Annotated in this window: 22 protein-coding genes and 2 other annotated features; of the genes, 7 read left to right on the forward strand and 15 right to left on the reverse strand. The window is 49.8% G+C overall.

The features are described from left to right. Positions 1 to 171 precede the first annotated feature (171 nt). The 6 genes from abc-f (at position 172) to B3G15_RS02705 (ending at position 8,203) form a co-directional block, all read left to right on the forward strand. Entirely contained in the window at positions 172 to 1,971 is a 1,800-nt protein-coding gene (abc-f, locus tag B3G15_RS02680; protein ID WP_290715341.1) for a ribosomal protection-like ABC-F family protein, read from the forward strand. Between the two features lie 197 nt (positions 1,972 to 2,168). Next, positions 2,169 to 3,632 carry an alanine/glycine:cation symporter family protein gene (locus tag B3G15_RS02685; RefSeq protein WP_290715344.1) on the forward strand — a complete coding sequence of 488 codons (1,464 nt, stop codon included), beginning with the start codon at positions 2,169 to 2,171 and terminating at the stop codon, positions 3,630 to 3,632. 137 nt (positions 3,633 to 3,769) lie between these two features. Next, positions 3,770 to 4,663, forward strand: coding sequence for a diacylglycerol/lipid kinase family protein (locus B3G15_RS02690; RefSeq protein ID WP_290715347.1), 894 nt, complete (start codon positions 3,770 to 3,772; stop codon positions 4,661 to 4,663). Positions 4,664 to 4,909: 246 nt separating this feature from the next. Beyond that, positions 4,910 to 5,626, forward strand: coding sequence for a peptidoglycan DD-metalloendopeptidase family protein (locus B3G15_RS02695; protein ID WP_055966831.1), 717 nt, complete (start codon positions 4,910 to 4,912; stop codon positions 5,624 to 5,626). 116 nt (positions 5,627 to 5,742) lie between these two features. Continuing rightward, positions 5,743 to 7,716: a penicillin-binding transpeptidase domain-containing protein gene (locus B3G15_RS02700; RefSeq protein WP_290715351.1), complete on the forward strand. Its 1,974-nt coding sequence runs from the start codon at positions 5,743 to 5,745 to the stop codon at positions 7,714 to 7,716. A gap of 16 nt (positions 7,717 to 7,732) precedes the next feature. Then, a complete protein-coding gene (locus B3G15_RS02705) occupies positions 7,733 to 8,203 on the forward strand; it encodes a GNAT family N-acetyltransferase (RefSeq protein WP_215148118.1) in 471 nt (156 codons plus the stop codon). A gap of 264 nt (positions 8,204 to 8,467) precedes the next feature. On the opposite strand, the gene trpA is transcribed toward B3G15_RS02705, so the two are convergent. The 15 genes from trpA to B3G15_RS02780 all read right to left on the reverse strand — a co-directional run bounded on the left by trpA (position 8,468) and on the right by B3G15_RS02780 (position 25,072). Then, positions 8,468 to 9,250, reverse strand: coding sequence for a tryptophan synthase subunit alpha (gene trpA, locus B3G15_RS02710; RefSeq protein WP_047390833.1), 783 nt, complete (start codon positions 9,248 to 9,250; stop codon positions 8,468 to 8,470). Continuing rightward, complete coding sequence (trpB, locus tag B3G15_RS02715; protein ID WP_290715361.1) at positions 9,250 to 10,446, reverse strand: tryptophan synthase subunit beta; 1,197 nt, start codon at positions 10,444 to 10,446, stop codon at positions 9,250 to 9,252. Before trpB ends, trpA begins: the two co-directional genes overlap by 1 nt. After that, positions 10,443 to 11,012 carry a phosphoribosylanthranilate isomerase gene (locus B3G15_RS02720; protein WP_290715364.1) on the reverse strand — a complete coding sequence of 190 codons (570 nt, stop codon included), beginning with the start codon at positions 11,010 to 11,012 and terminating at the stop codon, positions 10,443 to 10,445. Before B3G15_RS02720 ends, trpB begins: the two co-directional genes overlap by 4 nt. Continuing rightward, positions 11,009 to 11,776 (reverse strand): indole-3-glycerol phosphate synthase TrpC, encoded by a 768-nt coding sequence (trpC, locus tag B3G15_RS02725; RefSeq protein ID WP_290715367.1) that lies wholly within the window; start codon positions 11,774 to 11,776, stop codon positions 11,009 to 11,011. The genes B3G15_RS02720 and trpC overlap by 4 nt, the downstream gene beginning before the upstream one ends. Continuing rightward, on the reverse strand, positions 11,773 to 12,789 hold the full coding sequence (gene trpD / locus B3G15_RS02730) for an anthranilate phosphoribosyltransferase (RefSeq protein ID WP_035398277.1): 1,017 nt from the start codon (positions 12,787 to 12,789) through the stop codon (positions 11,773 to 11,775). Before trpD ends, trpC begins: the two co-directional genes overlap by 4 nt. A gap of 6 nt (positions 12,790 to 12,795) precedes the next feature. After that, positions 12,796 to 13,362 carry an anthranilate synthase component II gene (locus tag B3G15_RS02735; RefSeq protein ID WP_290715373.1) on the reverse strand — a complete coding sequence of 189 codons (567 nt, stop codon included), beginning with the start codon at positions 13,360 to 13,362 and terminating at the stop codon, positions 12,796 to 12,798. Beyond that, the gene (gene trpE / locus B3G15_RS02740) at positions 13,359 to 14,753 is read right to left on the reverse strand and encodes an anthranilate synthase component I (protein ID WP_214857109.1); all 1,395 of its coding nucleotides are present in this window, start codon (positions 14,751 to 14,753) and stop codon (positions 13,359 to 13,361) included. The genes B3G15_RS02735 and trpE overlap by 4 nt, the downstream gene beginning before the upstream one ends. A 51-nt stretch (positions 14,754 to 14,804) precedes the next feature. Beyond that, positions 14,805 to 15,056, reverse strand: a binding site (T-box leader). A gap of 48 nt (positions 15,057 to 15,104) precedes the next feature. Continuing rightward, positions 15,105 to 15,356 (reverse strand) — a binding site (T-box leader). Positions 15,357 to 15,412: 56 nt separating this feature from the next. Beyond that, complete coding sequence (locus B3G15_RS02745) at positions 15,413 to 16,681, reverse strand: dihydrolipoamide acetyltransferase family protein (RefSeq protein WP_035398284.1); 1,269 nt, start codon at positions 16,679 to 16,681, stop codon at positions 15,413 to 15,415. A gap of 14 nt (positions 16,682 to 16,695) precedes the next feature. After that, positions 16,696 to 17,679 carry an alpha-ketoacid dehydrogenase subunit beta gene (locus B3G15_RS02750; protein ID WP_023467596.1) on the reverse strand — a complete coding sequence of 328 codons (984 nt, stop codon included), beginning with the start codon at positions 17,677 to 17,679 and terminating at the stop codon, positions 16,696 to 16,698. Further along, complete coding sequence (locus B3G15_RS02755; RefSeq protein WP_290715381.1) at positions 17,676 to 18,689, reverse strand: thiamine pyrophosphate-dependent dehydrogenase E1 component subunit alpha; 1,014 nt, start codon at positions 18,687 to 18,689, stop codon at positions 17,676 to 17,678. The genes B3G15_RS02750 and B3G15_RS02755 overlap by 4 nt, the downstream gene beginning before the upstream one ends. A gap of 13 nt (positions 18,690 to 18,702) precedes the next feature. Continuing rightward, the gene (lpdA, locus tag B3G15_RS02760; protein ID WP_058713637.1) at positions 18,703 to 20,124 is read right to left on the reverse strand and encodes a dihydrolipoyl dehydrogenase; all 1,422 of its coding nucleotides are present in this window, start codon (positions 20,122 to 20,124) and stop codon (positions 18,703 to 18,705) included. Further along, on the reverse strand, positions 20,094 to 21,197 hold the full coding sequence (gene buk, locus B3G15_RS02765; RefSeq protein ID WP_290715388.1) for a butyrate kinase: 1,104 nt from the start codon (positions 21,195 to 21,197) through the stop codon (positions 20,094 to 20,096). Before buk ends, lpdA begins: the two co-directional genes overlap by 31 nt. Before the next feature lie 16 nt (positions 21,198 to 21,213). Continuing rightward, positions 21,214 to 22,338, reverse strand: coding sequence for a Leu/Phe/Val dehydrogenase (locus B3G15_RS02770; RefSeq protein ID WP_023467593.1), 1,125 nt, complete (start codon positions 22,336 to 22,338; stop codon positions 21,214 to 21,216). Positions 22,339 to 22,351: 13 nt separating this feature from the next. Continuing rightward, positions 22,352 to 23,272 carry a phosphate butyryltransferase gene (yqiS, locus tag B3G15_RS02775; protein ID WP_041255026.1) on the reverse strand — a complete coding sequence of 307 codons (921 nt, stop codon included), beginning with the start codon at positions 23,270 to 23,272 and terminating at the stop codon, positions 22,352 to 22,354. A 144-nt stretch (positions 23,273 to 23,416) separates the two neighbouring features. After that, the gene (locus tag B3G15_RS02780; protein WP_290715395.1) at positions 23,417 to 25,072 is read right to left on the reverse strand and encodes a sigma 54-interacting transcriptional regulator; all 1,656 of its coding nucleotides are present in this window, start codon (positions 25,070 to 25,072) and stop codon (positions 23,417 to 23,419) included. 122 nt (positions 25,073 to 25,194) lie between these two features. Here B3G15_RS02780 and B3G15_RS02785 point away from each other — a divergent pair, with 122 nt between their 5' ends. Then, a complete protein-coding gene (locus B3G15_RS02785; protein ID WP_023467590.1) occupies positions 25,195 to 25,449 on the forward strand; it encodes a DUF2627 family protein in 255 nt (84 codons plus the stop codon). Positions 25,450 to 25,486 lie beyond the last annotated feature (37 nt).

Raw genomic sequence — 25,486 nt, forward strand, 5'->3', positions numbered from 1 at the left:
CAATTGTATCTGTTGCGCGCGATTTTTCATGGAATGGCGTTCTAAGGCACCCGTCTGTCCTTTTTTAAGAACTTCATGAATGAAAAATACAGCAAAGCGCATCTTTCACACGTTAGGGAGAGTGCTATTTGCGCTCTCCTTTTTTGATGCGCGCGAAAGGATCAATTGAATATGATGATTTGCGACATTCAACACCTAACCAAACAATTCGGAGGCGAGACGATCTTAGCGGATGTTTCCCTCTTCTTAAACGAACACGACCGTGTCGGTCTGATTGGACGAAACGGGAGTGGTAAGACGACATTACTCCGCTTGCTTGCTCGCCTTGAGCAACCGGACGGTGGTGTCATCTATCAAAAGAGCGGTTTGACGATCGGCTATTTGGAACAACTTCCTGTATATAGTGAGACGATGACCGGACTCGACGTCCTTTGGACAGCGTTTGAAGACATCCTCGCGATCCGTTCTCGGATGCAACAGTTGGAGCAAATGATGGCGACAGCACCAGAGAATCTTGATGCGTTACTTGCACGATATGCGGAAGCGACGAATGCGTTCGAACAAAAGGATGGCTATCTACTCGACTCGAAAATCGAACGCATGGTGAACGGGTTACACCTTCGTCCGTTACTCACTCGTCCTTTCCACCAGTTGAGCGGTGGTGAACAGACGAAGATTTGTCTCGGTCGCATGTTACTCATGGAGCCAAATCTGCTCATTCTTGACGAACCGACGAACCATCTTGATTTAGCTGCCGTGGAATGGCTGGAGCAGTTCTTACGGGACTACACAGGAACCATCCTGCTCGTCTCTCATGACCGGGTCTTCTTAGACGCCGTCGTCACCTCGATCGTTGAACTCGAGGACGGTGAACTGACAACCTATATAGGGAATTACAGCGCGTTCGTCGTCGAACGAGAACGTCGCTTGATGGAACAGTTCCACGCCTACCAAGAGCAACAGAAAAAAATAAAGAAAATGAAGGAAGCGATTCGTCGACTCCGGCAATGGGCAAACGAAGCGTCTCCACCGAGTGAGAAATTATTCCGTAAAGCAAAATCGATGGAACGGGCACTCGAGCGGATCGAACGGATTAAACGACCACAACTCGAAGCCAAAACCGCTGATGTCTCCTTCTCTTCCACTGATCACTCGAGCCAAGTCGTCTTTCGCGCTGAAGAACTCTCGTTTGCTTACGGAACCCGTCACATTTTTGATGACGTCTCGTTCGAGATCATGGCACAGGATCGGATCGCGATCGTCGGAACGAATGGGAGCGGGAAATCGACGTTGCTCTCACTGCTGCTTGACGAATTATCACCAGAGGCAGGCACACTCACGCGTGGACCATCGAATCGGATCGGTTACCTGTCCCAGCATGCCCATTTCGAGGAGGACGCGCGGTTAATTGACTGGTTTAGAGACCGGATTGCCGTTCCAGAAGCGGAAGCCCGCCATATCCTAGCCCGGTTCCTGTTCTTTGGACCAACTGTCTTTCGGTCCATTTTGTCACTGAGCGGAGGCGAACGTGTGCGATTGCAACTCGCCGTCCTCGTTCATTCGTCGGTCAATGTATTAATTCTCGACGAGCCGACGAATCATCTCGATATTGAATCAAGAGAGACGTTGGAAGAAGCACTCGAGAATTTTTCTGGAACATTGATTGCCGTCTCACACGACCGCTATTTCTTGAATCGGCTATTTCCGCAGATCCTGTGGCTCGAAAATGGTCTGACGCGTTATCATGGTACGTATACGTATGCTCAACAGAAGCGTGCTGAGTTCGCTACGTCTTCCTCACTCCACGTAACCCCTCAAAAACCAAAACGCTTGTCACAACATGAGTTAGAAGTGCAGATCGAGCGGCTTGAACAGAAATTAGCAAAACGTGAAAAACCGACCGATACCGTTTCTAAAAGCATCCAACAGCAACTCGATGACCTATACGAACAATTGCTACAGTATGGATGATTTAGCTTTACTTGCCTGTCACTCTCGATACCGAGAGTGGCAGTTTTTTCGTTCATTCATAAGATTTCATCATATGTTTTTTTAGCTAACCTTATTAAGTTTTAAAATTTTATTTTATTTTGTTGTTGATTATTTTCAGAAAATTCGTATAATTTAGCGTATAGCTTTTTATTATTCTTTGGGAGGAATACATCATCATGAACGCCATTCAGCAAGTCATTCAAGGAAGTGTCGATTACGCCAACAATATTTTATGGTCGTATGTATTAATTGCCGTATTGATCGGCGGCGGGATCTACTTCACGATCCGAACTGGCTTCATCCAATTCACTTACTTAAAAGAGATGTTCCGCGTCACGCTCGATAAAAGTGAACAAACAACAGACGATAAAGGAGAAAGCATCACTTCTCTCCAGTCATTCTTCATCGGTGCGGCGACACGGATCGGTACGGGTAACCTTGCCGGTGTCACGATTGCCGTCACACTCGGCGGACCAGGTGCCGTCTTCTGGATGTGGATGGTCGCTCTCTTAGGGGGCGCGACGGCTCTCATCGAAAGTACACTGGCTCAAGTCTATAAAGTACGCGATACGAAATCGAACGCATACCGTGGTGGTCCTGCCTACTACATCGAAAAAGGCTTGAAGAACCGAGCTCTCGGAATCGTCTTTGCAATCTTGATTGCTGTGACGTTCGGCCTTATCTTCAACTCCGTTCAATCAAACACGATTGCCGCTGCCTTTGACAATGCGTTCGGTATCAACACAGCTGTCGTCGGCGCAGCACTCGTCGTCTTGACGGGACTCGTCATCTTTGGTGGTGTCCACCGTGTCGCGAAGTTCTCTGCAATCATCGTTCCTATCATGGCAGGTCTCTACTTGATTGCTGCTCTTTATGTCGTCGTTACGAACCTGACGGAACTTCCTGGTGTGTTCGCAATGATTTTCAAAAGTGCCTTCGGAATCGAGCAAGCATTCGGTGGCTCGGTCGGTGCTGCAATCTCACTCGGTGTCAAACGCGGATTGTTCTCAAACGAAGCGGGAATGGGGTCTGCTCCGAACGCTGCGGCAGCGGCTGAAGTCTCTCACCCAGCAAAACAAGGTTTCTTACAAACACTTGGTGTATTCCTTGATACGTTGATCGTCTGTACAGCGACAGCAACGATTATTCTCCTCAGTGATAGTTATGCTGCTGGAAATGGCGAAGGAATCGGCATGTTGCAAAACGCGCTCTCCGAAGAATTTGGTGCAATTGCCCCACCATTCATCGCACTCAGCGTCTTCTTGTTTGCTTTTAGTTCGATCGTTGGTAGTTACTACTACGGTGAGACGAACATCGAGTTCATCAAACAAAGTCCAGCAGCCGTCTTCGGTTTCCGGATTGCGACAATGGGCTTCGTCTTCATCGGATCTGTTCTCAGCCTCGGTATGGTATGGAGTTTTGCCGATCTCTTCATGGCAGGCATGACATTAATCAATATGACAGCGATCCTCCTCTTGAGCGGCATCGCTCTCAAAGTCATCAAAGATTATCAGGAACAACGGAAACAGGGACTCGATCCTGTCTTCTCAGCAAAAGCACTCGGGATCGAAAATACGGAGTGTTGGGACGTTGAAGAAGAAGCTCGTCCTGCTGCTGGTGAAGTGCCGCCATTACAATAATTTAACTCTGAGTTCAAACTTCAACACCGAGGAAGCCATGCGCCTACTCGGTGTTTTTATTTGTAAAAAAGAATTTGGATTATGTTTTCATCGGACAGGGAAAAAGTCAACAGATTGCCCCGAAGGAGGAATTCATCTTGTCTCAAGCCATGTTGATCATCAACCCGTCTTCTGGAAAAGAACTCGGAAAAAAACACGCAACGCTTGCTGAGGAAACGCTTGCTACTCGCTTTGAAACCGTCGACGTTCGGTTCACGGAAAAAGAACACGATGCGACGGAATTTGCGCGTCATGCCGCCCAGTCTAATTACGACGCTGTCATCGCCATGGGAGGTGACGGAACGGTCAATGAAGTCATCACTGGGATTGCCGAACAACCGCATCGCCCAACGCTCGGAATCGTCCCACTCGGAACGGTAAATGACTTATCGCGCGCATTACACATTCCGACGGATCCGGAAGAGGCGATCCAGATTCTAGCTGACGCCCCTGCCCGACCGCTCGATATCGGTAAATATGATGACCATTACTTCATGAACGTCATCGCTGTTGGTCTGATTGCGGAAGCCGTCGAGGAGGTCAGTGTCGAACAAAAGACGTCACTCGGATCGGTCGCTTATTTCATTGAAGGTCTAAAAGCCTTCAAGGATCATAGCCCCTATCCGATTGAAATTGATTCTGCTGAGAAACAATTCGATGGAGAAGCGCACTTGTTGATCATCGCCTTAACGAATTCCGTTGGCGGGTTCGAATCCTTTGCAGAAGACGCAAAAGTCGATGATGGACTGTTGCATGGCTTTATCATTACGAAGCTTGGATTCTTTGATGCGCTCCAAGCATTACCCAAACTCATCACGGGTGGATTATCAAAAGCAGATCAAATCGAACACTTCACGACGACCCGTGTCGAAATTCGCTCGAAAGAAGAATTGCCGATTAATGCCGATGGGGATACAGCAGGTCATGTTCCCGTGACTGTCGAGGTACTCCCGCAACATTTAACTGTGTTTTCACCATCTTCTAATGAATAACAGTATATGTTCATCGAAAAAAGAACTGACTCTTCGTCAGTTCTTTTTTTACTTATTAATCCATTACAATATATGTTAACAAAGCGTAATTTTGAAACATATTTGAAATATTTTCGTGTTATTGACGATGCTATAATCATCTCAGGCGAAAAATCATTCTTTAAAATAAATAATTATACATAAAATCTTACAATTTTGTAATGATCAGTTCTGGCGCTTCAGATTTTTAAGGAGGAAATACACTCAATGAAACGTTTACTTACAACAATGACAATGACAGCTTTGGTAGTTTCAGGTTTTGCAACAACGAGTGCTTCGAAAGTTGAAGCTGCAACGACATATAAAGTAAAGGTCATGGCAGACGGACTTCGTGTTCGTACAGGTCCATCAACAGCTTATAAAATCGTCGGTAGCGTCAATACAGGACAGACATTCAATTATCTTGGTGTTTCCGGTTCATGGACAAAAATTTCATACGGTGGCGCATCACGCTACGTTTCTTCTACATACGTAAAAAAATACAGCACAACGACTTCAACAAAAGCAACGACTGGCTTCTCGCGTCCAGCAAGCGGTCCAATCACGCAAGGATATGGTGCTGCAAGTGGAGTTTACGGTTATACGTTCCATAACGGCATCGATATCGGCGCTCCAACAGGTACACCTGTCTATGCATCAGCCGCTGGTAAAGTCATCACATCCCGTTATTACGGCGCATACGGAAATCACGTCATGATGACGCATACCGTCAACGGCATCCAATATACGACGGTGTATGCACACTTGAATAGTCGCTCCGTCTCAGTCGGACAGACGATTGCAAAAGGATCGAAAATCGGTACGATTGGTGCAACAGGTAACGCGTTTGGTGCGCATCTCCATTTTGAAATGCATCGTGGTCCTTACGTCTACAGCGGAACGTCTGCTGCAAACAGTGTCAATCCGCTCAATTACTTCAACTAAGCTTGATTCACCGGACTTCTCCCCATGAGAAGTCCGGTTTTGTGTTTCAGATGAAATCTCCTGACAGGAATGGTACGGTATGGTTATGAGTCTAATCCACAACGGAGGCGAAACACATGAAACGAACGATCCCCTTTCTTTTATCAGCGACGTTTGGTGTGACGTTACTTGCCGGATGTCAAGATCAGCCGACACCTGAAGAACGTCTTGATGCCTACATCAAACTTTGGGAAAAACAAGATTACGATAAGATGTATACGTACGCGAGTACGGCTACTAAAAAGGAATACGGAAAAAAAGAATTCATCGACCGGACAAAACAGTTGTCGAAATCGCTTGATATCAAAAAGTTATCCGTCGAACGGAAGAAAGCGAAGGAAGCAACGGATGACGAAAAAGCGTCCCTTCCCGTACGAATCTCCTTTGATACGGTTGCAGGAGCCGTTGCTTATGATAAACAAGTCCCGTTAACATTCGAGAAACAAGGAGAAACAGAAAACTGGTTCATTGACTGGGACTCTTCGTTTGTTCTAAAAGACTTTAAGAAAGAAGACAAGGTTCAGTTAGAAACCGTAGAAGGCAAACGTGGTGATTTACTCGACGCAAACGATAAACCGCTCGCGACCTCCGGTAAAGGGTATACTGTCGGAGCAACTGCAGGACAACTTAAAGATGTCGACCAAGTTGCCGAGTTGCTCGACCGCCCGACCTCATCGGTCGAAGATTCCTTAAAAGCAAGTTGGGTCAAGGATGGACAATTCGTTCCGCTCAAAACACTGACCGACGAAGCAACGGTTGAAAAATTGCGTGACATTCCTGGAATCAGCGTCAAGGAGACAGAAGTCCGAACGTATCCACTTGGTAAAGCAGCCTCTCATTTAATTGGATATATCGGTTCGGCAACAGCAGACGAAATTAAAGAATCGAAAAATAAAATCCAAGCTGGTGAACAAGTCGGGAAACGAGGTCTTGAACAAGTCCTTGATGATCGGTTACGCGGTAAAGCCGGTGCTTCGATCATTCTACAAAAGAAAGACGGATCAAGCGTTACCGTCGCTGAAACGAAGCCGACGAATGGTGAGGATATCCCGTTGACGATTGATGCTACGCTCCAGAAAAAGACGTACGACACGATGCAAGAGGATCCGGGAACGGCATCGGCAATCGATCCGCGGACTGGTGAGACGCGTGTCTTACTTAGCTCCCCGGGCTTTGATCCTTCTGAATTCATGTCAGGGATCTCGCAAGCGCGACTCGATGAACTGACGCAGGATCCGGATCAACCATTGTTGAACCGATTCACGAGTGCCTTCGCACCCGGTTCGACCCAAAAACCCCTGACGGCCGCCGTTGGCTTAAAGAGTGGAACACTTGACCCGGAAAAAGCCTATACGATCAATGGACTGAAAAATAAGATCGATGGTTTTAACGTCACGCGGATTCACGAGACGCCAGCACCCGTTAATCTGCACAATGCGCTCGTTTATTCAGATAACATCTATTTCGCCCGCTCAACACTCGAACAGGTCGGAACGAAAGCGTTCACGTCTGGACTTGAATCACTCGGATACGGAGAGAAGCTACCGTTTACGTATCCGTTACGCGCTTCTCAGATTTCAAACGACGGGACGATCTCTTCAGATGGACAGCTGATGGATACGTCCTACGGACAAGGACAGATGCTGACGAACATTCTCCATCTAACGTCGATGTATGAAATTTTCTTGACCGATGGAACAATCTATCGTCCGACTCTTTTACAAGAGGAAAAAACGAAGCAAGTCTTCAAAAAAGATCTGCTGGATGCGAAAGACGCGAAGATGATTCGTGATGATCTCTATGACGTTGTCCATAACGGCTACACGCTCCCGGCCGATATCAAGGAAGTCGATGTTGCCGGTAAGACCGGTACGGCAGAATTGAAAAAGGCAGGCGAAACCGATGGAAAAGAGAATGGCTTCTTCGTCGGTTACGATAACGACAAAAAAGATCTTCTCGTTGCCATCATGATCGAATCGGTCGAAAAAGAAGATCGTGGCAGTCCGTATGTATCGGGTCTTGTTGCCGAAGTACTCAAACAAAATCGATGATTGGAGTGATTGCTTGATGATCCGCACGAGCCGTACTTCAGACCTCCCTGCCCTGCTTGCACTGACGGCAGAGACCTTCTTGCACCATCAACGATTATCGCCTCACTTTCATCCAGATGTAACGACACCGTACACGCTGGAGTCTTTAAGTCAGATGGTGGAAGCAGAACAACAACTCTGTCTGACAGCGCTTGACGGAGAAACACTCGTTGGTTACTTGTTCGGCAAGTGGACTGCGCCAGCATCCGATCGATTTACACCAGTCCGGATCTTGAACATCACCGACGTCGGTGTCACCTCATCCCATCGTTCATTCGGAATTGGTCGCCAGTTAATGCAGGCTGCAGAAGAACTCGCACTCGAGCGAAAGGTCGATGCTGTTCGCTTAAACGTTTGGGCGGTCAACGACCGTGCCGCCACGTTTTATGAGGAACTTGGATTTGAACCGCTGTATACCAACTTGCAGAAGTCGCTCGTTCAACAGTGACATCTATACGAAAAAGGGGCTGACTCAAAAAAAGAATGACGCGTCTTTTCACACCCTTTCCTCAGGCGAGACACAAGCCCGCTTCCCTGCTTCATTTAAGCAGGAAAGCGGGTCTTGTTCGTCTCTAACAGCGCATAAATGCGCCTGATCCTGTAAGAGTGGTGTGTGACGCGTCATTCTTTTTGTTACGAGATAAGGGTGGCAGATCATCATTCTGCCACCCTTATCTTTGTAGAGACTGTCCTTTGAGTCAGGTCCTTTTTATTAATGCGACGGCGTCGCCGCAAGACGTGCTGCCATCAACTGTTGAATTGTTTCTCGATCGTTCTGGTGCAGTAAATCGACGATTTTACTGCCGACGATGACCCCCGAGACTGGGCGGCTCAATTGTTTGACGTGTTCCGGTGTACTGATCCCGAACCCGGCAAGGACTGGTACTGGACTGTTTGCTGCGACGTTCGCTAAGTGGTCTTCAAGCGCCGTATCAAACGTCGTCTGTCCACCTGTCGTTCCGTTGACCGTGACCGCATAGAGGAATCCTTCACTTTTATCGGCAATCTTTTGAATCCGCTCCATCGGACTCGTCAAGGAGACGAGCTGGACGAGCGCGATGTCCGATTTGTCCTCTTGCTCGAAGAACTGTTCGCTCTGCTCAAGCGGCAAATCAGGAATAATCAGTCCGTCGACCCCGACTTCGCGACATGTCGCTAGAAACGCCGTTAATCCGTAGCGGAAAATCGGATTTAAGTACGTCATCAAGACGACAGGAACATCGACGGTCTGACGAGCAACGCGAACTGCCTCGAGGACATCCTTCAGTCCAACGTTCGCTTCTAGTGCGCGAAGTCCCGCTTCTTGAATGACTGGACCGTCAGCGACAGGATCCGAAAACGGAACACCGACTTCAATCGCTGTCGCTCCGGATTCAGCGAGAAACGACAGGATTTCCGGGAGTTGATCAATCCCTCCGTCTCCCCCCATGACGTACGGAATGAAGGCTTTCTCCCCTTTGCTCGTAACGGTACGAATGGCTGTTTCTAATCGCATCACGCTTCCCCCTTTAGTGCGTTTCTGACAGTGACGACGTCTTTATCGCCCCGTCCTGATAAGCAGATGACGAGAATCTCTTCCTTGTCCATCTCTGCCGCGAGTTGAGTCGCGTAGGCAATCGCGTGTGCCGACTCAAGTGCCGGGATGATTCCCTCCTTGCGGCTCAACAACTGGAGTGCTTCCAGTGCTTGTTCATCGGTCACCGCTTCATATTGGACACGACCGATATCTTTTAGCAAGCTATGCTCCGGTCCGACACCCGGGTAATCGAGTCCAGCTGAGATCGAATGCGCTTCTTGTACTTGACCGTGTGCATCCTGTAAGAGATACATCATCGAGCCGTGCAAGACACCGACCTCTCCTTTTGTCATCGTCGCTGCGTGTTTCTCTGTGTCGATTCCGCTGCCCGCCGCTTCAATGCCATACAATTTTACATCTGTATCATCGATGAACGGGTGGAACATCCCGATCGCATTACTACCGCCGCCGACACAAGCGACGATCGCCTCTGGTAGACGCCCCTCTTTTTCGATGATTTGGCGTCGTGTCTCTTTTCCGATGACTGCTTGGAAATCACGGACGAGTTGCGGGAATGGGTGTGGTCCGAGAACAGAACCCATCAAGTAATGCGTGTCTTCGACATGTTTGACCCAGTAGCGGAGTGCTTCATTGACGGCATCTTTGAGTGTCCGACTGCCTTGTGTGACTGGGATGACGGTTGCTCCAAGTAACTCCATCCGGAAGACGTTCAATTCTTGACGACGGACGTCCTCTTCTCCCATGAAGATGACACATTCGAGATCGAGTAAGGCACAGACCGTCGCTGTCGCGACACCGTGTTGTCCTGCCCCTGTCTCAGCAACGATTTTTCGTTTCCCCATCCGTTCAGCCAGTAACGCTTGACCGATCGTATTGTTGATTTTATGGGCACCGGTATGGTTCAAGTCTTCTCGTTTCAAATAGATCTTTGCGCCACCGATCGTTTGCGTCAAATGTTCGGCAAAATAAAGTGGTGTTTCACGTCCGACGTATTCTTTCAATAATTCGTCCATCCGCGCTTGAAACGCTGGATCTTCTATTACCGTTGCGTAAGCTTCTTCGAGTTCGATCACCGCGTGCATCAATGTTTCCGGGATGTAGCGTCCTCCGTATTTACCATATTGTCCGAGTGTATCTGGTTGTGCGTAGCTCATACTTCTCTCTCCTTTACGGCATCTGCGAATGCCTGCATTTTGATGGGATTTTTCCGTCCATCCGTCTCGATGCCACTTGAGACATCGACGGCGAACGGGTGATATCGTTTGATTGCTTCTCCGACGTTTCCTGCTGTCAAGCCACCGGCAATGAACAGTGGTCGATCGGCTTGAATGTCTCGTGACCAGTCGAATGTCTCGCCACTTCCAGCAACCGGTGCGTCAACGAGCAAATAATCCGTCTGTTGCTCTACTTGTCCGATGTCCGTCACCGGAATCGCTTGAATGACGGGAACTGGTATCTCTCCGTCCGGAATGACACCATGAATTTGGACGAGATCTAGCGCGACTTGTTCGACCGCGTCGGTCACCTGCTGGTAAGTCGGGGAGACGAAGACACCGACGACTTGGACCGTTTTTGGAATGTCGCGTCTGAGACGAGCCGCCTCTTCCAGCGTGACCTGTCGTTTACTTTTAGCAAAGATAAAGCCGATGTAGTCCGCTAAGCGAACTGCCGCTTCGACATGTTCTCTTTCCCGGAGACCACAGAACTTAATCCGTGTCATACGCGAACGCCACTCACTTCTCGGATGAAGACTTGCGGATCGTCTGCCCGCATCAACGTCTCGCCGACGAGGATCCCGTCTGCACCGGTAGCGTGTAATCGCTGTGCTTCCTCGACCGTCTTGATGCCACTCTCACTGATATACCGGACGTCCGATTGTTTTTGTTCGAGTAATCCGACCGATGTCTGTAAATCAACTTCGAACTTTTTCAAGTTCCGGTTGTTGATGCCAATGATTTGCGCACCAATCGCCTCTGCTCGGCGTAACTCCTCTTCGTCATGGACTTCGACCAAGACCTCAAGTCCTTCTGCGTAAGCATACGCATACAAGTCAGCAAGCGTCTCCTGCTCGAGAGCGGCGACGATTAAGAGAATCAACCGTGCCCCATGTGCTTTTGCCCGGTCGATTTGAATCCGATCAATCATGAAATCCTTACAAAGCACCGGGATATCGACTGCTGCAGCGACTGCCGCTAAATCGTCCATCGACCCTTTGAAGTACGTCTCGTCCGTCAAGACGGAGATGACGGTCGCCCCACTCGCTTCATATTGTTTTGCCTGAGCGACGACATCGACGTCGAGTGCGATTGCCCCTTTTGATGGCGACGCTCGTTTGATTTCCGCGATGACGGATAAATCCGCTCCCGCTAGTCGTTGCTTAATCGACGGCTTCAATGCCTCCCGACTGATCCGTTCGACCCCGTTTAATTTTAATTGCAGGACTTCTGCTCGTTTCGTTTCGATGATGCGATCTAAGATATTCATCCGATTGCTTCCTCCCGTGTCATTTGTCGTAATTGGTTCAATCGTTCCATCGCCCGTCCTGAGTCGATGCTATCTGCTGCTAAGGCGATTCCTTCTTCGATCGTCTTCGCCCGATTTGCTGCAAAGAGAGCAATTCCGGCATTGAGTAGAACCGTGTCGCGATAAGCACCATGCTCTCCACCAAGAACACGGAGTAAAATCGCCGCATTCTCTTGTGCACTACCTCCGCGAATTGCTTCAAGCGGTGCGGTCTTCAGTCCGACTTCCTCCGGGTGAAGACTGAAGCGGATCAGCTCGCCTTCGTCGAGTAAGACGAGTTGGTTCGTTCCGGCAAGGGATGCTTCATCCATTCCATTCGCACCGTGTAAGACGATTGCCCGCTTCCGTCCGAGTCGATGCAATGTCAACGCCATCGTCTCAAGCATATCCTCCCGGTAAATTCCTAATAGTTGTGTCTTGAGTGGAACCGGATTCGTCAACGGCCCGATCAAGTTAAAGATCGTTGGAATCCGCAGATCGCGTCGGACCTTCATGATTTGCTTGACGCGTGGGTGCATCCGTTGCGCAAACAAGAAGGCGATTCCGTTCGACTCGAGCTGTTCTGCTAAACGTTCCGGTGTCGCATCGAGCGAAACCCCGAGTGCTTCGAGCACATCAGCACTGCCCGTTTTACTCGAGACACTCCGATTCCCGTGCTTCGCGACTTTCATGCCGGCACCTGCCAGAACGAAGGCGGCTGTCGTACTGATGTTGAACGATTGTGAGCCGTCGCCTCCCGTGCCGCAGTTATCCATGAAATCGCCGGTGACCGGAATATCGAGGGCGACCTCGCGCATGATCGAAGCGAGACCGGCTAATTCTTCTGCAGTCTCCCCTTTTGCTTTCAATGCGACGAGAAAAGCGGCAATTTCGCTATCGGTCACGTCTTCCGCAAACAGTTCGCGTGCTGCCTGTTGCATCTCTTCGTATCGTAAATGTTTCGCTTCTGCTAGTTTCAATAACGTCTCTTTCATCGTTCGTCACTCCTTTGTCAATTCAATGAATCGTTTAATCATCTGCTGTCCTTGTGGTGTTCCGACGGATTCAGGATGGAACTGGATTCCGAACGTCGGATCTGTCTTGTGCTCGAGTGCCATGATCGTCCGGTCCTCAGTTTCTGCCGTGATGACGAGTTCCGTTGGTAAATCGTTTCGCGCGACGATCAGCGAATGATAGCGCATGACCTCTAACGTTTCCGTCATTTCGTCGAAGAGTTGTCCCGATTGTCGAATCATCGATGTCTTCCCGTGCATGATGACCGGTGCTTCGACGACGTGTCCTCCGAATGCTTCGCCGATTGCCTGATGTCCGAGACAGACACCGAGAATCGGTACTTGACCCGATAATTGTCGAATGAGATCGATACAGATGCCTGCGTCAGCCGGGCGACCGGGACCGGGTGAGAGGATGATGCCGTCAGGTTTCATCTCGCGTAGTTCTTCGATGCTGACCGCATCGTTTCGGATAACGTGAACGTCCGTATAAACGGATGCGTATTGGTATAGGTTATAGGTAAAAGAATCATAATTATCAATTAGGACGATCATTTCCAAACCTCCAGTAGTGATTTCGCTTTGTGTAACGTCTCCTGGTACTCGAGGCGTGGAATCGAATCGTAGACGATACCAGCCCCTGCTTGAACAGAAGCGACACCATCCTTGATCACCATCGTCCGAATCGCGAGGGCGAAATCCATATTCCCCCGAACATCGAAATAGCCGACCGCCCCGGCATATACTTCTCGTTTCACCTGTTCGTACTGGTCAATCAACTGCATCGCTCGGATTTTCGGAGCTCCCGTGACCGTCCCAGCCGGTAGACAAGAGACGAGTGCATCTGCGCCGGTCTTTCCGTCTGCTAACGTTCCTTCAACGACCGAGACGAGATGCATGACGTTCTTGAAGCGCTCGATTTGCATGAATCGCGTCACCTCGACGGTACCAATCTGACAAATCCGACCGAGGTCGTTGCGTCCGAGATCGACAAGCATCCGGTGCTCGGCCCGTTCCTTTTCATCGTGAAGTAACTCCTCTGCCAGTCGTTCGTCCTCCTCTTTCGTCTTCCCCCGGCGGCGTGTGCCGGCAATCGGATTCGTCGTCACGCGATTCCCTTTGACTTGGACCAAACTTTCCGGGGATGCCCCGAGTACGATCGCTTCACCTAAGTCGATATAGAAGAGATAAGGGCTTGGATTGTCCTTGCGGAGCTTCCGGTAAAACTGGAACGGGTCACCTGAGAATGTCGCATCGAGGCGTTGTGAGAGAACGAGTTGGAAGACGTCGCCTTGGCGGATATGTCTCTTTGCTTGTTCGACAAGTCCTTCAAATGTCTCTTGATCCATCAACGGTTCATAGACGACATCCCGGAGAGGACGCTCGATATCCGTTCGCTCCCGTGGTTGCTCAAGTTGCGCTTTCCGTTCTGCTAAACGTTGACGTAATTCATCACGATCGGTGATGCCACCGAGCGACGTCTGAATCAAATGGACACGATGTTCGAGATGATCGAACAGGATGATTTGGTCGTATACGGCGAGTAGCGCGTCCGGTAGTTGGCGCGTTCGCTCTGGAACCGCTCCGAGTGTTTCATAGGCGCGCATCATGTCGTAACCGACATATCCGATCCCACCCGCTAAAAACGGCAGTTCCTCTTCGACGCCACCTCGGAGGATCATCTGTTGCATCAGCCGTACCGGATCACCCGTTTCCTGCGTCAATTGACCTGTCGTCAATTGTTCCCGTGTCACGGTTCGTCCCTCTGCCCGAATCATCTCCACCGGATCGACACCGATGATCGAATACCGTCCTTGATCCGTATGCGCGGAACTTTCAAGCAAACATTTCTGTGTTCCGCTCAGTTGTTGAAAAATCATGATCGGCGTCATCTCGTCGCCGTTTAGTTCAAGTTGTTCGATGATAAGTGTGTCTGTCTGAACCATCCCTGTTCGCCTCCTGGAATATAAAAAAATCCTCCACACAGCGTATGCTGTATGGAGGACGATGATCTCGCGGTGCCACCTCTCGATTGGAACGGTTCGACCGCTCCCACTCTGTCTGATGCGTCTAAAAATAAGAGACATCATAGCCTACGATAACGGGGGCATCCGTCGCGACCTACTTCTTCGTTCAGCCACGCTCTCATGAGACCATTCACGAAACCTCGCCGTACGGAAGTCGCACCATTCTTCCGCTCTCTGAAACGCCGATGTTGTCTCGCTACTTAACTCACTCTACGATTTGTTTGATTCGATTGTATACGAAAAGGGTCTTCTCGCCCATTCATGTAGAACATGAAGGACGGGAAGACCCGCGGTACCACCTTCGTTGACGATGCTGACACCGTCCCCTTTGAAACGAACCGGACCGTTGTCCTGATTCGTCGACCCCGATAACGGGAGGAACCCGTCAGAGCCTACTACCCATTGAAGGGATTTGGTCTGAAGCTCAGAAGGCCATTCGCTTGTTGCCCGATACTGATTCGCACCATCCATCAGCTCTCTTGAATCGTTTCACAAGTTACTTCTCTTCGTCTTTGCTATCGTGTGTTGAATTGATTCTTATATTACGATGCTTCTTCTTCCCTGTCAACTGGAAAAACTCAGTATAAGGAAAGTTGGTTTGGATCAATCGATTCGAGCGCTTGTTTGACAGTTTGTAGGAACTGTCCGGCTACGAGTCCGTCGAGCACCCGGTGGTCGATCGACATACAGAGGTTGACCATGTCGCGTGCTGCGAACATGCCGTTCACCCAAACTGGACGTTTGACGATTGATTCAACGGACAGAATTGCCGCTTGCGGGAAGTTGAGAATCGGTGCTGATTGGATTGAACCGAATGAGCCCGTATTGTTGACCGTAAACGTCCCGCCCTGCATCTCTGCAGACGACAACGTGCCGGCTTGTGCCCGTTTCCCGAAGTCATCAATCGCGCGTGCGATCCCCTTGATGCTTAGTTCATCCGCATTCTTGACGACTGGTACGAACAGAGCGTCCTGCGTCGCGACAGCAAGTGATAGATTGATCGCTTTCTTTTGAATGATCTTATCTCCCGCCCATGTCGAGTTCATGATCGGATGTTTCTTCAATCCTTCGACCGTCGCCTTCATGAAGAACGGCAAGAACGTCAATTTGACCCCTTCTTGTTTGAAGAACGCATCTTTATGACGATTACGTGCTTCGACCAAGTTCGTGACATCGACTTCGATCATCAACCAGGCATGTGGCGCTTCGTGTTTCGCACGTACCATGTTCGAAGCGATCGCTTGACGCACACCGGCAGTCGGAATCTCGATGTCGCCCGTTTCCGTCGGTTGTGGTGCACTGACCGGACGTTTTGGTGCAGGTGGTGCTTCTGCCGGAGGCGCTACCGGAGCCGCTTGCGCTTCCGGTTTTGGTTCAGTTGCTTGTGGTGTCGGGATCGATCCAGACTCGATCAGTTTCAAGAGGTCTTTCCGTGTAATCCGTCCGCCAGCTCCAGTACCCGTCACTTGTTCGAGATCAATGCCGTGTTCTCCCGATAGTTTCAAGACAGCTGGTGAATAGCGTTTTTTCATCGATGTATCAGACGACGTCGTCTCTTCGACAGCCGGTACTTCTTGTTCGGTCGCAGCGACTTCCGTTGACCCACCACTGACTTGCATCGTGACAATCGCGTCACCGACTTGCAACGTATCCCCTTCTTCTGCAAGCAGTTTTTCAATCACACCATCAAATGAAGATGGGACTTCTGCCGTTACCTTATCGGTAATGACTTCTGCAATCGGATCATATTTTTTGACAGTATCGCCCGGTTTGACAAGCCACATCGAAATCGTTCCTTCAGTAACACTTTCCCCGAGTTGTGGCATCGTAAGTGTTTCAGTCTTCATCGGTCAGTTCCCCCTTAGTATGCGTGTAACGTCCGGATTTTATCTTCAATTTTCTCGCTTGAGATGTTGAAGAACTTCTCCATCGTCGGAGCGTATGGCATCGCTGGGACGTCTGGACCACAGAGTCGTTCGATTGGTGCATCGAGATCGAACAATGCTTCTTCTGCAATGATCGCCGACACTTCACTCATGACGCTACCTTCTTTATTGTCTTCCGTGACGAGCAAGACTTTCCCCGTCTTTTTCGCTGCTTCGACGACTGCTTCGCGGTCGATTGGATACACCGTCCGCAAGTCAAGGATGTGGACATCGATTCCGTCTTTTTCAAGGCGTGTTGCCGCCTCAAGTGCCATATGGACACATAGCCCGTAAGTGATGATCGTCACGTCTTCGCCCTCACGCTTGACGTCTGCTTTACCGATTTCGACCGTATAGTCGCCTTCAGGAACATCTCCTTTTAACAGACGATAGCCTCGTTTGTGCTCAAAGAACAAGACCGGATCATTCGAACGAATCGCTGCCTTTAGCAATCCTTTTGCGTCATATGGATTCGATGGGATGACGATTTTCAGACCTGGCGTCGAGTTGAACATCGCTTCGACCGACTGAGAATGATAAAGTGCCCCGTGAATACCGCCGCCGAACGGTGCGCGGATGACGATCGGACACGTCCAGTCATTGTTCGAACGGTACCGAATCTTCGCTGCCTCACTGACGATTTGGTTGACCGCTGGCATGATGAAATCAGCGAATTGCATTTCAGCAATCGGACGCATTCCGTACATCGCAGCCCCGATTCCGACTCCGGCAATCGCACTCTCAGCAAGTGGTGCATCGATGACGCGCTCTTCTCCGAATTGTTCGAGCAATCCTTGTGTCGCTCGGAAGACACCACCACGGACACCAACGTCTTCACCGAGGATGAAGACCGACTCGTCGCGTTCCATCTCTTCTTTGATTGCACTATTGATCGCTTCGATTAAACTTAACGTCGTCATTTCGTTTCCTCCTCGTCGTACACGTAACGTAATGCATTTTCTGGCGCATCGTAAGCTGCTGCTTCCGCATAAGCTGTTGCTTCATCGACTTCTTTTTCCATCGCTTGTTCGATTTCAGTCGCTGACTCTTCTGTCAGGACGCCCATTTCGATCAGACGCGCCCGGAAGAGTTTGATCCCGTCACGTGCTTTTAAGGCATCGAGTTCTTCAGCAGAACGGTATGATTTATCGTCATCATCCGATGAGTGTGGCACGAGGCGTTCGACTTCAACTTCAATCAAGGTCGGACCTTCTCCCCGTAATCCGCGCTCACGTGCTTCCTTGACGACCTTATAGACAGCGAGTGGATCGATGCCGTCCACCGTATAACCAGGCATTCCGTAGCCGATCGCACGATCAGCGACGTGTTTCGCCGACAGCTGTTTCGAGAGAGGTGTCGAGATCGCGTATTTATTGTTTTCACAGAACAAGATGACCGGGAGCTTATGAATTCCGGCGAAGTTCGCCCCTTCATGGAAGTCTCCTTGGTTTGAAGAGCCCTCTCCGAACGAGACGTAAGCAACGAGTGGTTCCTTACGCATCTTCGCAGCAAGTGCGATCCCGACAGCATGCGGGACTTGTGTCGTAACCGGACTTGAACCCGTGACGATATTCAAGGCACGTGAACCGTAATGTCCTGGCATTTGACGACCACCTGAGTTCGGATCTTCTGCCTTTGCGAATGCCGACAGCATGATATCGCGTGACGTTTGACCGAAGTGCAAGACGACGCCTAAATCACGGTAATACGGCAAAATGTAGTCCGTTCCTTTTTCAAGGGCGAACGAAGCACCGACTTGAGCCGCTTCTTGTCCTTGACATGAGACGAGGAAGGGAATTTTACCCGCTCGGTTCAACTTCCACATCCGTTCGTCGATCTTCCGCGCACGGACCATCGTTTCGAACATCTGAATCGCGTCCTGTTCCGTTAATCCGAGTTCTACTAATTCTTTGAATTCTATTTTTTCCATCCGTAATTCCTCCTTAGGCGTGAACCGCAAGTCCGTCGACGGCAAGTGCTGCTTCTCCGAATGCTTCTGACAAGGCAGGGTGCGGATGCACGAGCTGTCCGACTTCCCATGCCGTTGCATTGAGTACGAGCGCTAATCCACCTTCACTGATCAGTTCCGTTGCTTTTGGTCCGACGATGTGAACGCCGACGAGATCATCTGTCTTCGCATCCGAGACGAGCTTGATGAAGCCTGCCGCCTCTCCTTCGATCCGCGCTTTCCCTAATCCATTGAACGAGAAGCTCCCTACCTTGACGTCCATTCCGGCACGTTTTGCTTCGTCTTCCGTTAAACCGACCGATGCCGCTTCCGGTACGCTGTAGATACAACGTGGTACGAACGCATATTCAAGTGGTGTCGTCGTTCCGTTTACGATCGCCTCGACCGCTTTGACACCTTCTGCTGACGCAACGTGCGCCAGTTGTAAGCGACCGATGACATCCCCGATCGCATAGATATGTTGATCCTTCGTCCGGAAATGGTCATCGACTTGGATGAAGCCATTTTCGACGACGATATTCGTGTTTTCAATCCCGATGCCTTCGACGTTCGCCATTCGACCGATGGCGACAAGCAATTTATCCGCTTCAAGCGTCGTTTGTTCTCCGTTACGGTCGATCGCGATCGAGACACCGTCTTCTGACATTCGGAACGTGTCACTTTGTGCAGCTGCGCCGGTATGAATCTTGACGCCCCGCTTTTTCAATTGACGGGCGACTTCACGACTGACTGCCGCATCTTCCGTCGGTAAAATCCGGTCGCTGAATTCGACGACCGTTACTGCGACGTCAAAATCTGTCAACATCGATGCCCATTCGACACCGATGACGCCGCCACCGATGATGACGATTGATTTTGGCAACTCTGCCATATCGAGTGCATCATCCGAACTGAGGACATACTCTGAATCAAAAGCAAGACCGTTTAATGGACGTGGACGCGACCCTGTCGCGACGATCAATTGACGCGGAAGGATCAACTCGCCTTCGCCTTCTTCCGGCTCAACGCTGATCGTTCCCGGCATCGGTGAAAAGATACTTGGTCCAAGAATCGAACCCCGACCATGAAAGACTTCAATCTTTCCTTTTTTCATCAGATGCTGAATGCCTGCCTCTAATCCATCTACGATCTCTTGTTTACGTTGTTTGACCTGTTCGAATCGTAAAAACGATTCCGGTACGTCCACGCCATATGTAGCAGCGTGTTTGACCGTCTGATAGACTGCTGCTGATTTCAAAAAGGCTTTAGATGGGATACAGCCACGATGTAAGCATGTCCCGCCTAATTTTCCTTGTTCCACGATTGCTACCGACTTCCCGGCTTGTGCCGCACGAATCGCGGCGACATATCCACCGGGTCCGCCACCTAGGACAACGACGTCGAATTCTCTAGCCATGTTGGTTCGCCTCCATATTCCTTAACTTCTTCTTCCCCACGTAAGACACGCAACACTCCTTCTGCGAGCGCCTGCAACTCATCTTCACCAGGACTACGTACGACTTGACCGAGGTGGGCGATGCGTTCTTCGATCGCACGCGTCAATCGATCACTATAGGCAAGTCCGCCTGTTAGGATGATCGCGTCGATCTGCCCGAACAAGACGGCACTTTGACCAGCGATCTCTTTTGCGATCCGGTACGCCATCGCGTCATATAACAACGTCGCTTTTTCGTCGCCTTCTTCAATCCGGCGCTCGATCTCGATCGCGTCAAACGTTCCCAAGTGCGCGACAAGTCCGCCTGACCCAACGACCAGACGCTTCATCTCTTCAAGTTTATACTTGGTACTATAACATAGTTCTACTAGTTGACCAACAGGTAGCGATCCGCTGCGTTCCGGCGAAAACGGTCCTTCTCCATCGAGCCCATTGTTGACATCGATGACACGCCCCTCTTGGTGCGCACCGACCGTAATGCCGCCGCCCATGTGTGCGATGATCAGACGTAGTTCCTCATATGGACGTCCGATTTCCTTCGCGTACCGCTTCGCGACAGCTTTTTGATTCAAGGCATGGAAAATACTCTTTCGTTCAAGTTCAGGTAAGCCTGTAATTCGCGCAATCGGCTCAAGTTCGTCAACGACGACTGGATCAACGATGAACGATGGGATATCGAGTGTCCGAGCAATCTCATCCGCGAGGAGTCCACCGAGGTTCGAGGCATGGACGCCAAAAATACCGCTGAGTAAGTCTTCTCGCATTTCCCGGTTAACGGCGTACGTACCGCTAACGAGTGGTCGGAGTAGTCCTCCGCGTCCCACGACTGCGGTAAGCGCTTTCAAATCGATCTGTTCTTCAGCTAACACTTCGAGTAACACATGACGACGCATCTCCAGCTGCGCTGGAAGCGGTCCTCCGACCGCCTCCGCTGGATGGCGTAACGTCTTCGTGAACACCTGATTCGCCCCTTCGAAGATACCAATCTTCGTCGACGTCGAACCGGGATTGATCGTTAAAATACGTTCGCTCATGGATATCCTCCTCTGATCAGCCGCGTGATCCTAGAATGTTTTTATCACGACGCAGGAACTGGCTGCGGGCACTACGCATCGTCGCAATGCGCTCTTCTGCCATTTTCTCAGCCGCCCGGTATGTCGGTAAATGATCGCGTTTTGCGATTTCGAACACTTTCGTGACTGCATCGTAGACGAGTTCAACTTTTTTCATGGCACGATCACGGTTGTATCCGTCGAGTTCATCGGCAACGTTGATGACACCACCGGCATTGATGACGAAGTCTGGTACGTATAAGATATCGCGTTCTTCAAGCATGTCACCGTGACGGTCTTCTTTGAGTTGGTTATTTGCTGCACCAGCGATGATCTTGACTTTCAATTGTGGAATCGTCTCGTCGTTCAATGTCGCACCGAGGGCACATGGTGCAAAGATATCCGCTTCGACACTGTAGATGTCTTCTGGTGCGACGATCAAGGCACCGAATGCTTCTTCTGCACGTTGAAGTGCTTCTTGGTTGATGTCCGTGACGATCAGTTTCGCCCCTTCTTCATGTAAATGACGGCATAGATTGAAGGCAACGTTACCGACACCTTGGATCGCAATCGTTTTTCCACCAAGTGAATCTGTTCCGTACACTTCTTTTGCCGCTGCTTTCATTCCACGGTAGACACCGTATGCCGTAACCGGTGATGGGTTACCACTTGATCCGAATGCTGGGCTGACACCAGTAACGAAATCTGTCTCCATGTGGATGTAATCCATGTCTGCAACTGTCGTATTGACATCTTCTGCTGTGATGTAACGACCGTTCAGTGACTGGACGTAACGTCCGAATGCCCGGAAGAGTGCTTCTGACTTTTGTGTCTTCGCATCGCCGATGATGACCGCTTTACCACCACCAAGGTTCAACCCAGCGGCTGCGTTCTTATACGTCATTCCTTTTGATAAACGGAGCGCATCAATCAATGCCTCTTCGTCTGATGCATAGTTCCACATGCGAAGTCCACCGAGTGCAGGTCCGAGTGTCGTGTCATGAATCGCAATGATTGCTTTTAGTCCTGATACTTTATCGTGGCAAAAAACGACTTGTTCGTAATCTTCCATCTCCATTGTTTCAAAGATACTGAAGCGTGACTCTACGTTTGTTTCGACCATTTTAAGTTCCTCCTCAGATTGTTTGTTTTACTTTTTTCGTCTGTTGGGCATTTAATAGCGCAAAGGCTAGTGAGTACATTTTTGCTTCTGCTGTATCGGCACGGCTAGTCAAAACGACTGGCGCCCGCGCTCCGACGAGAATCGCCGCAACCGAGGCATGTGCGAAATACATGAGTGATTTGTAGATGACGTTTCCGACTTCAATTTGCGGAACGACGAGTAAATCCGCCTGACCTGCTACGTCTCCCGTTAGCCCTTTTTGCTGGGCAGCGACGAGATTTACGGCATTGTCGAGTGCGAGTGGTCCGTCCACAAGGCAATCCTTGATTTGACCACGTCGGTTCATTTGTGTTAGCAGAGCTGCATCAATCGTCGCCTGCATCGTTGGATTGACGACTTCGACAGCTGCTAAGACTGCGACTTTTGGTAAGCCGTATCCAAGCGCTCGTAAGGCGGAGACACCGTTTTCGATGATCTTCACTTTGTCTTCGAGTGTCGGTTGGATATGAATCGCTGCATCGGTTAATCCGATTGCTGATTCACGCCCCGGTACTTCGAACAACGCGACATGCGACAAGACATTCCCTGAACGCAGACCCGTTTCTTTGTTCAAGACAGCTTTCATGAACGTTGCTGTCGGAACAAGACCTTTCATCAAGACGCTCGCATCCCCTTTGCGAACGGCATGAGCGGCACGTTCTGCCGCTTCTTGCGATGTAGAAGTATGAGTGATCACGAACTGTGACTCTCGTAATGCTCGTTTTTGAATCATCTGCTGAATCCGTGTCGCATCCCCGAACAAATGAAAACGCGCTAAATCGTTCTCAATTGCTAATGCGACAGCATCCATCACTTCTTCGTCATCCGCAGCTGCAATCGCAACGACGGAATCTTCGAGTCGAGCTGCCTGCTCGACCATTTCACTGAATCTCACCGTATTCCCCCCTCACCTGTCATACATAAATAGTAATAGCAATTTTCGTGCCAATTCAAAAGAGACGGTAGGTTAAGCAAGAACGTCTTTAATTTTGCACGCTTTTGCATTTTTTGCAATATATTGCACGCAAAAATTTGCGCTTCACGAATAGATGTTAAATCGTTCCACTTTGTAATAAAGTGCCCGAAGAGAAATTCCGAGTTGTTTCGCCGCTTCTGTTTTGTTGCCATTAAAGGCAGTAAGCGCTTCCCGAATCAACCGTTCTTCGACGTGTGACATCTCGTCCGATAGATGCTTGATTTCCTTTTTCTGTCTCGTCGTGACTTTCGTTGTTTGTGGCACGACAAGCTGAAGATGACCTTTTCGCAAGACGGTTTCTGTTTTATCCGTAAAAATCAACGCGCGACCGATGACATTTTCAAGCTCGCGGACATTTCCTTTCCACGGTTGCTTCTTCATTGCTTCAAGTACATCATCTGAGATCCGTCCGACCGATCGTCCATAACTTTGATTCAATTTACGGAGTAAGTGCAAGGTCAATGGTGCGATATCATCCGGTCGCTCACGTAGTGCCGGTATGTGAATCGGTAAACGATTGATCCGGTAGTAGAGATCTTCTCGGAACTCATTCATGATGATCTTTTGCTCTAGATTCGCATTCGTCGCCGCGATAATCCGGACATCGACTGGAATCGCCTTCGTCCCACCGACGCGAACGACTTCATTTTCCTGTAACACCCGTAATAGTTTGGCCTGGACGTCGAGTGGTAGTTCGCCAATCTCATCTAAGAATAGCGAACCTCCATGTGCTTCTTCGAAATATCCCCGCTTCCCACCACGTCGCGCTCCTGAGAACGCGCCTTCCTCGTAGCCGAATAGTTCACTTTCGAGTAACGTCGGTGCGATTGCCGCACAGTTGACGCGGACGAATTGTTCATATTTACGTTCGCTCGCTGCATGGATCGCATGTGCAAACAGTTCCTTGCCGGTTCCGGATTCACCGCGAATCAAGACGTTGACGGGCATCGTTGCCGCAAGCTTTGCTTGATCGACGACGAAGCGCATCGCTTCACTCTCAGCGATGATATCGTCAAAAGTATATTTGGCTTCGAGCGTCCGGATTTTTTGTCGCGCTGCCTTCAATTCTTTGGCGAGTGCCTTCATTTCTGAAATATCCCGAATGACCCCAACGGAACCGCGGACTTGTCCATCGACGATGACGGGTGCCGCATTGACGATGATATCACGTTGATCTTGCCCGATCTTCATGCGAACATCCCGCACGTTCTCGCCCGTATTCAAGACTTTCAAATGAACGGATTCCTGCATTCCGATATCGGCACTTGCCGGTTTTCCGACAACGTCTCGCTCCGTGAAACCAGTCATACGCGTATATGCTGGATTGATCAGCATCGTCTGTCCGTCTTGATCGGCGACGGAAATCGCCTCGCTCGTACAATGAATGATCGCTTCGAGCATTTTCTCTTTTTCAGTCAATCGCTCGAGCAACACTCTGACGAATTCCCCCGGTAAGACCGCCGCTCCCGGAAAATCATGAATCAATTGCTCAAGTACGCCAGTTTCTCCTGTAGCGTCAATGATGAAATCGACATCCGCTCCTTCAAAAGCTGACCAGCTCGTTTCGATCCGAATGTCCGCACGCCGTGCAAGCGCCACCCCAGGCGCATCCATGTTTGGATCGACAAGACCAATGACCGTTAATAATGGTGAACGTTGAAACGCGTGCAGGACTTCTGTTCCCCCTTGACCAGCCCCGACGACGAGTAGATGATGCATATGAATTCCCCCTTTGAAACTGCTTACATTTCTATCGTACTCGGAATAAAATAGGGAAGCAAACCCGATTCGCAGAACGATCGATTTTTTGATACAATACGCTTGGAAAGGAGTGGCGTCCTATGCGTATCATTGGTTTGCTCTCATTATTAATCCCCGGCATCATCGGCGCGATTGGTATTAAGCTCATGCGTGATAGTGTTTTTCTAATTGCACAAGTGCCGTTTAAATACTTAGGCGATGCGGCTTACGTATATGTATTGCAAGGTCTCGTTGGTTTGATTCTTGCGATGGGTGGCATTGGATTTGTCGCAGGATATGTTTTTTATCGCGATCGAAAACGTGGAAAAGTCTCCGATCGCTATCAAAAAAAATGAACACAGAAAAAGGTCCCCATCTCTTGAACTCATTTCA

Origin of the sequence: Exiguobacterium sp. UBA1053 (genome assembly GCF_002316465.1) — a bacterium.
GTDB lineage: Bacteria > Bacillota > Bacilli > Exiguobacteriales > Exiguobacteriaceae > Exiguobacterium_A > Exiguobacterium_A abrahamii.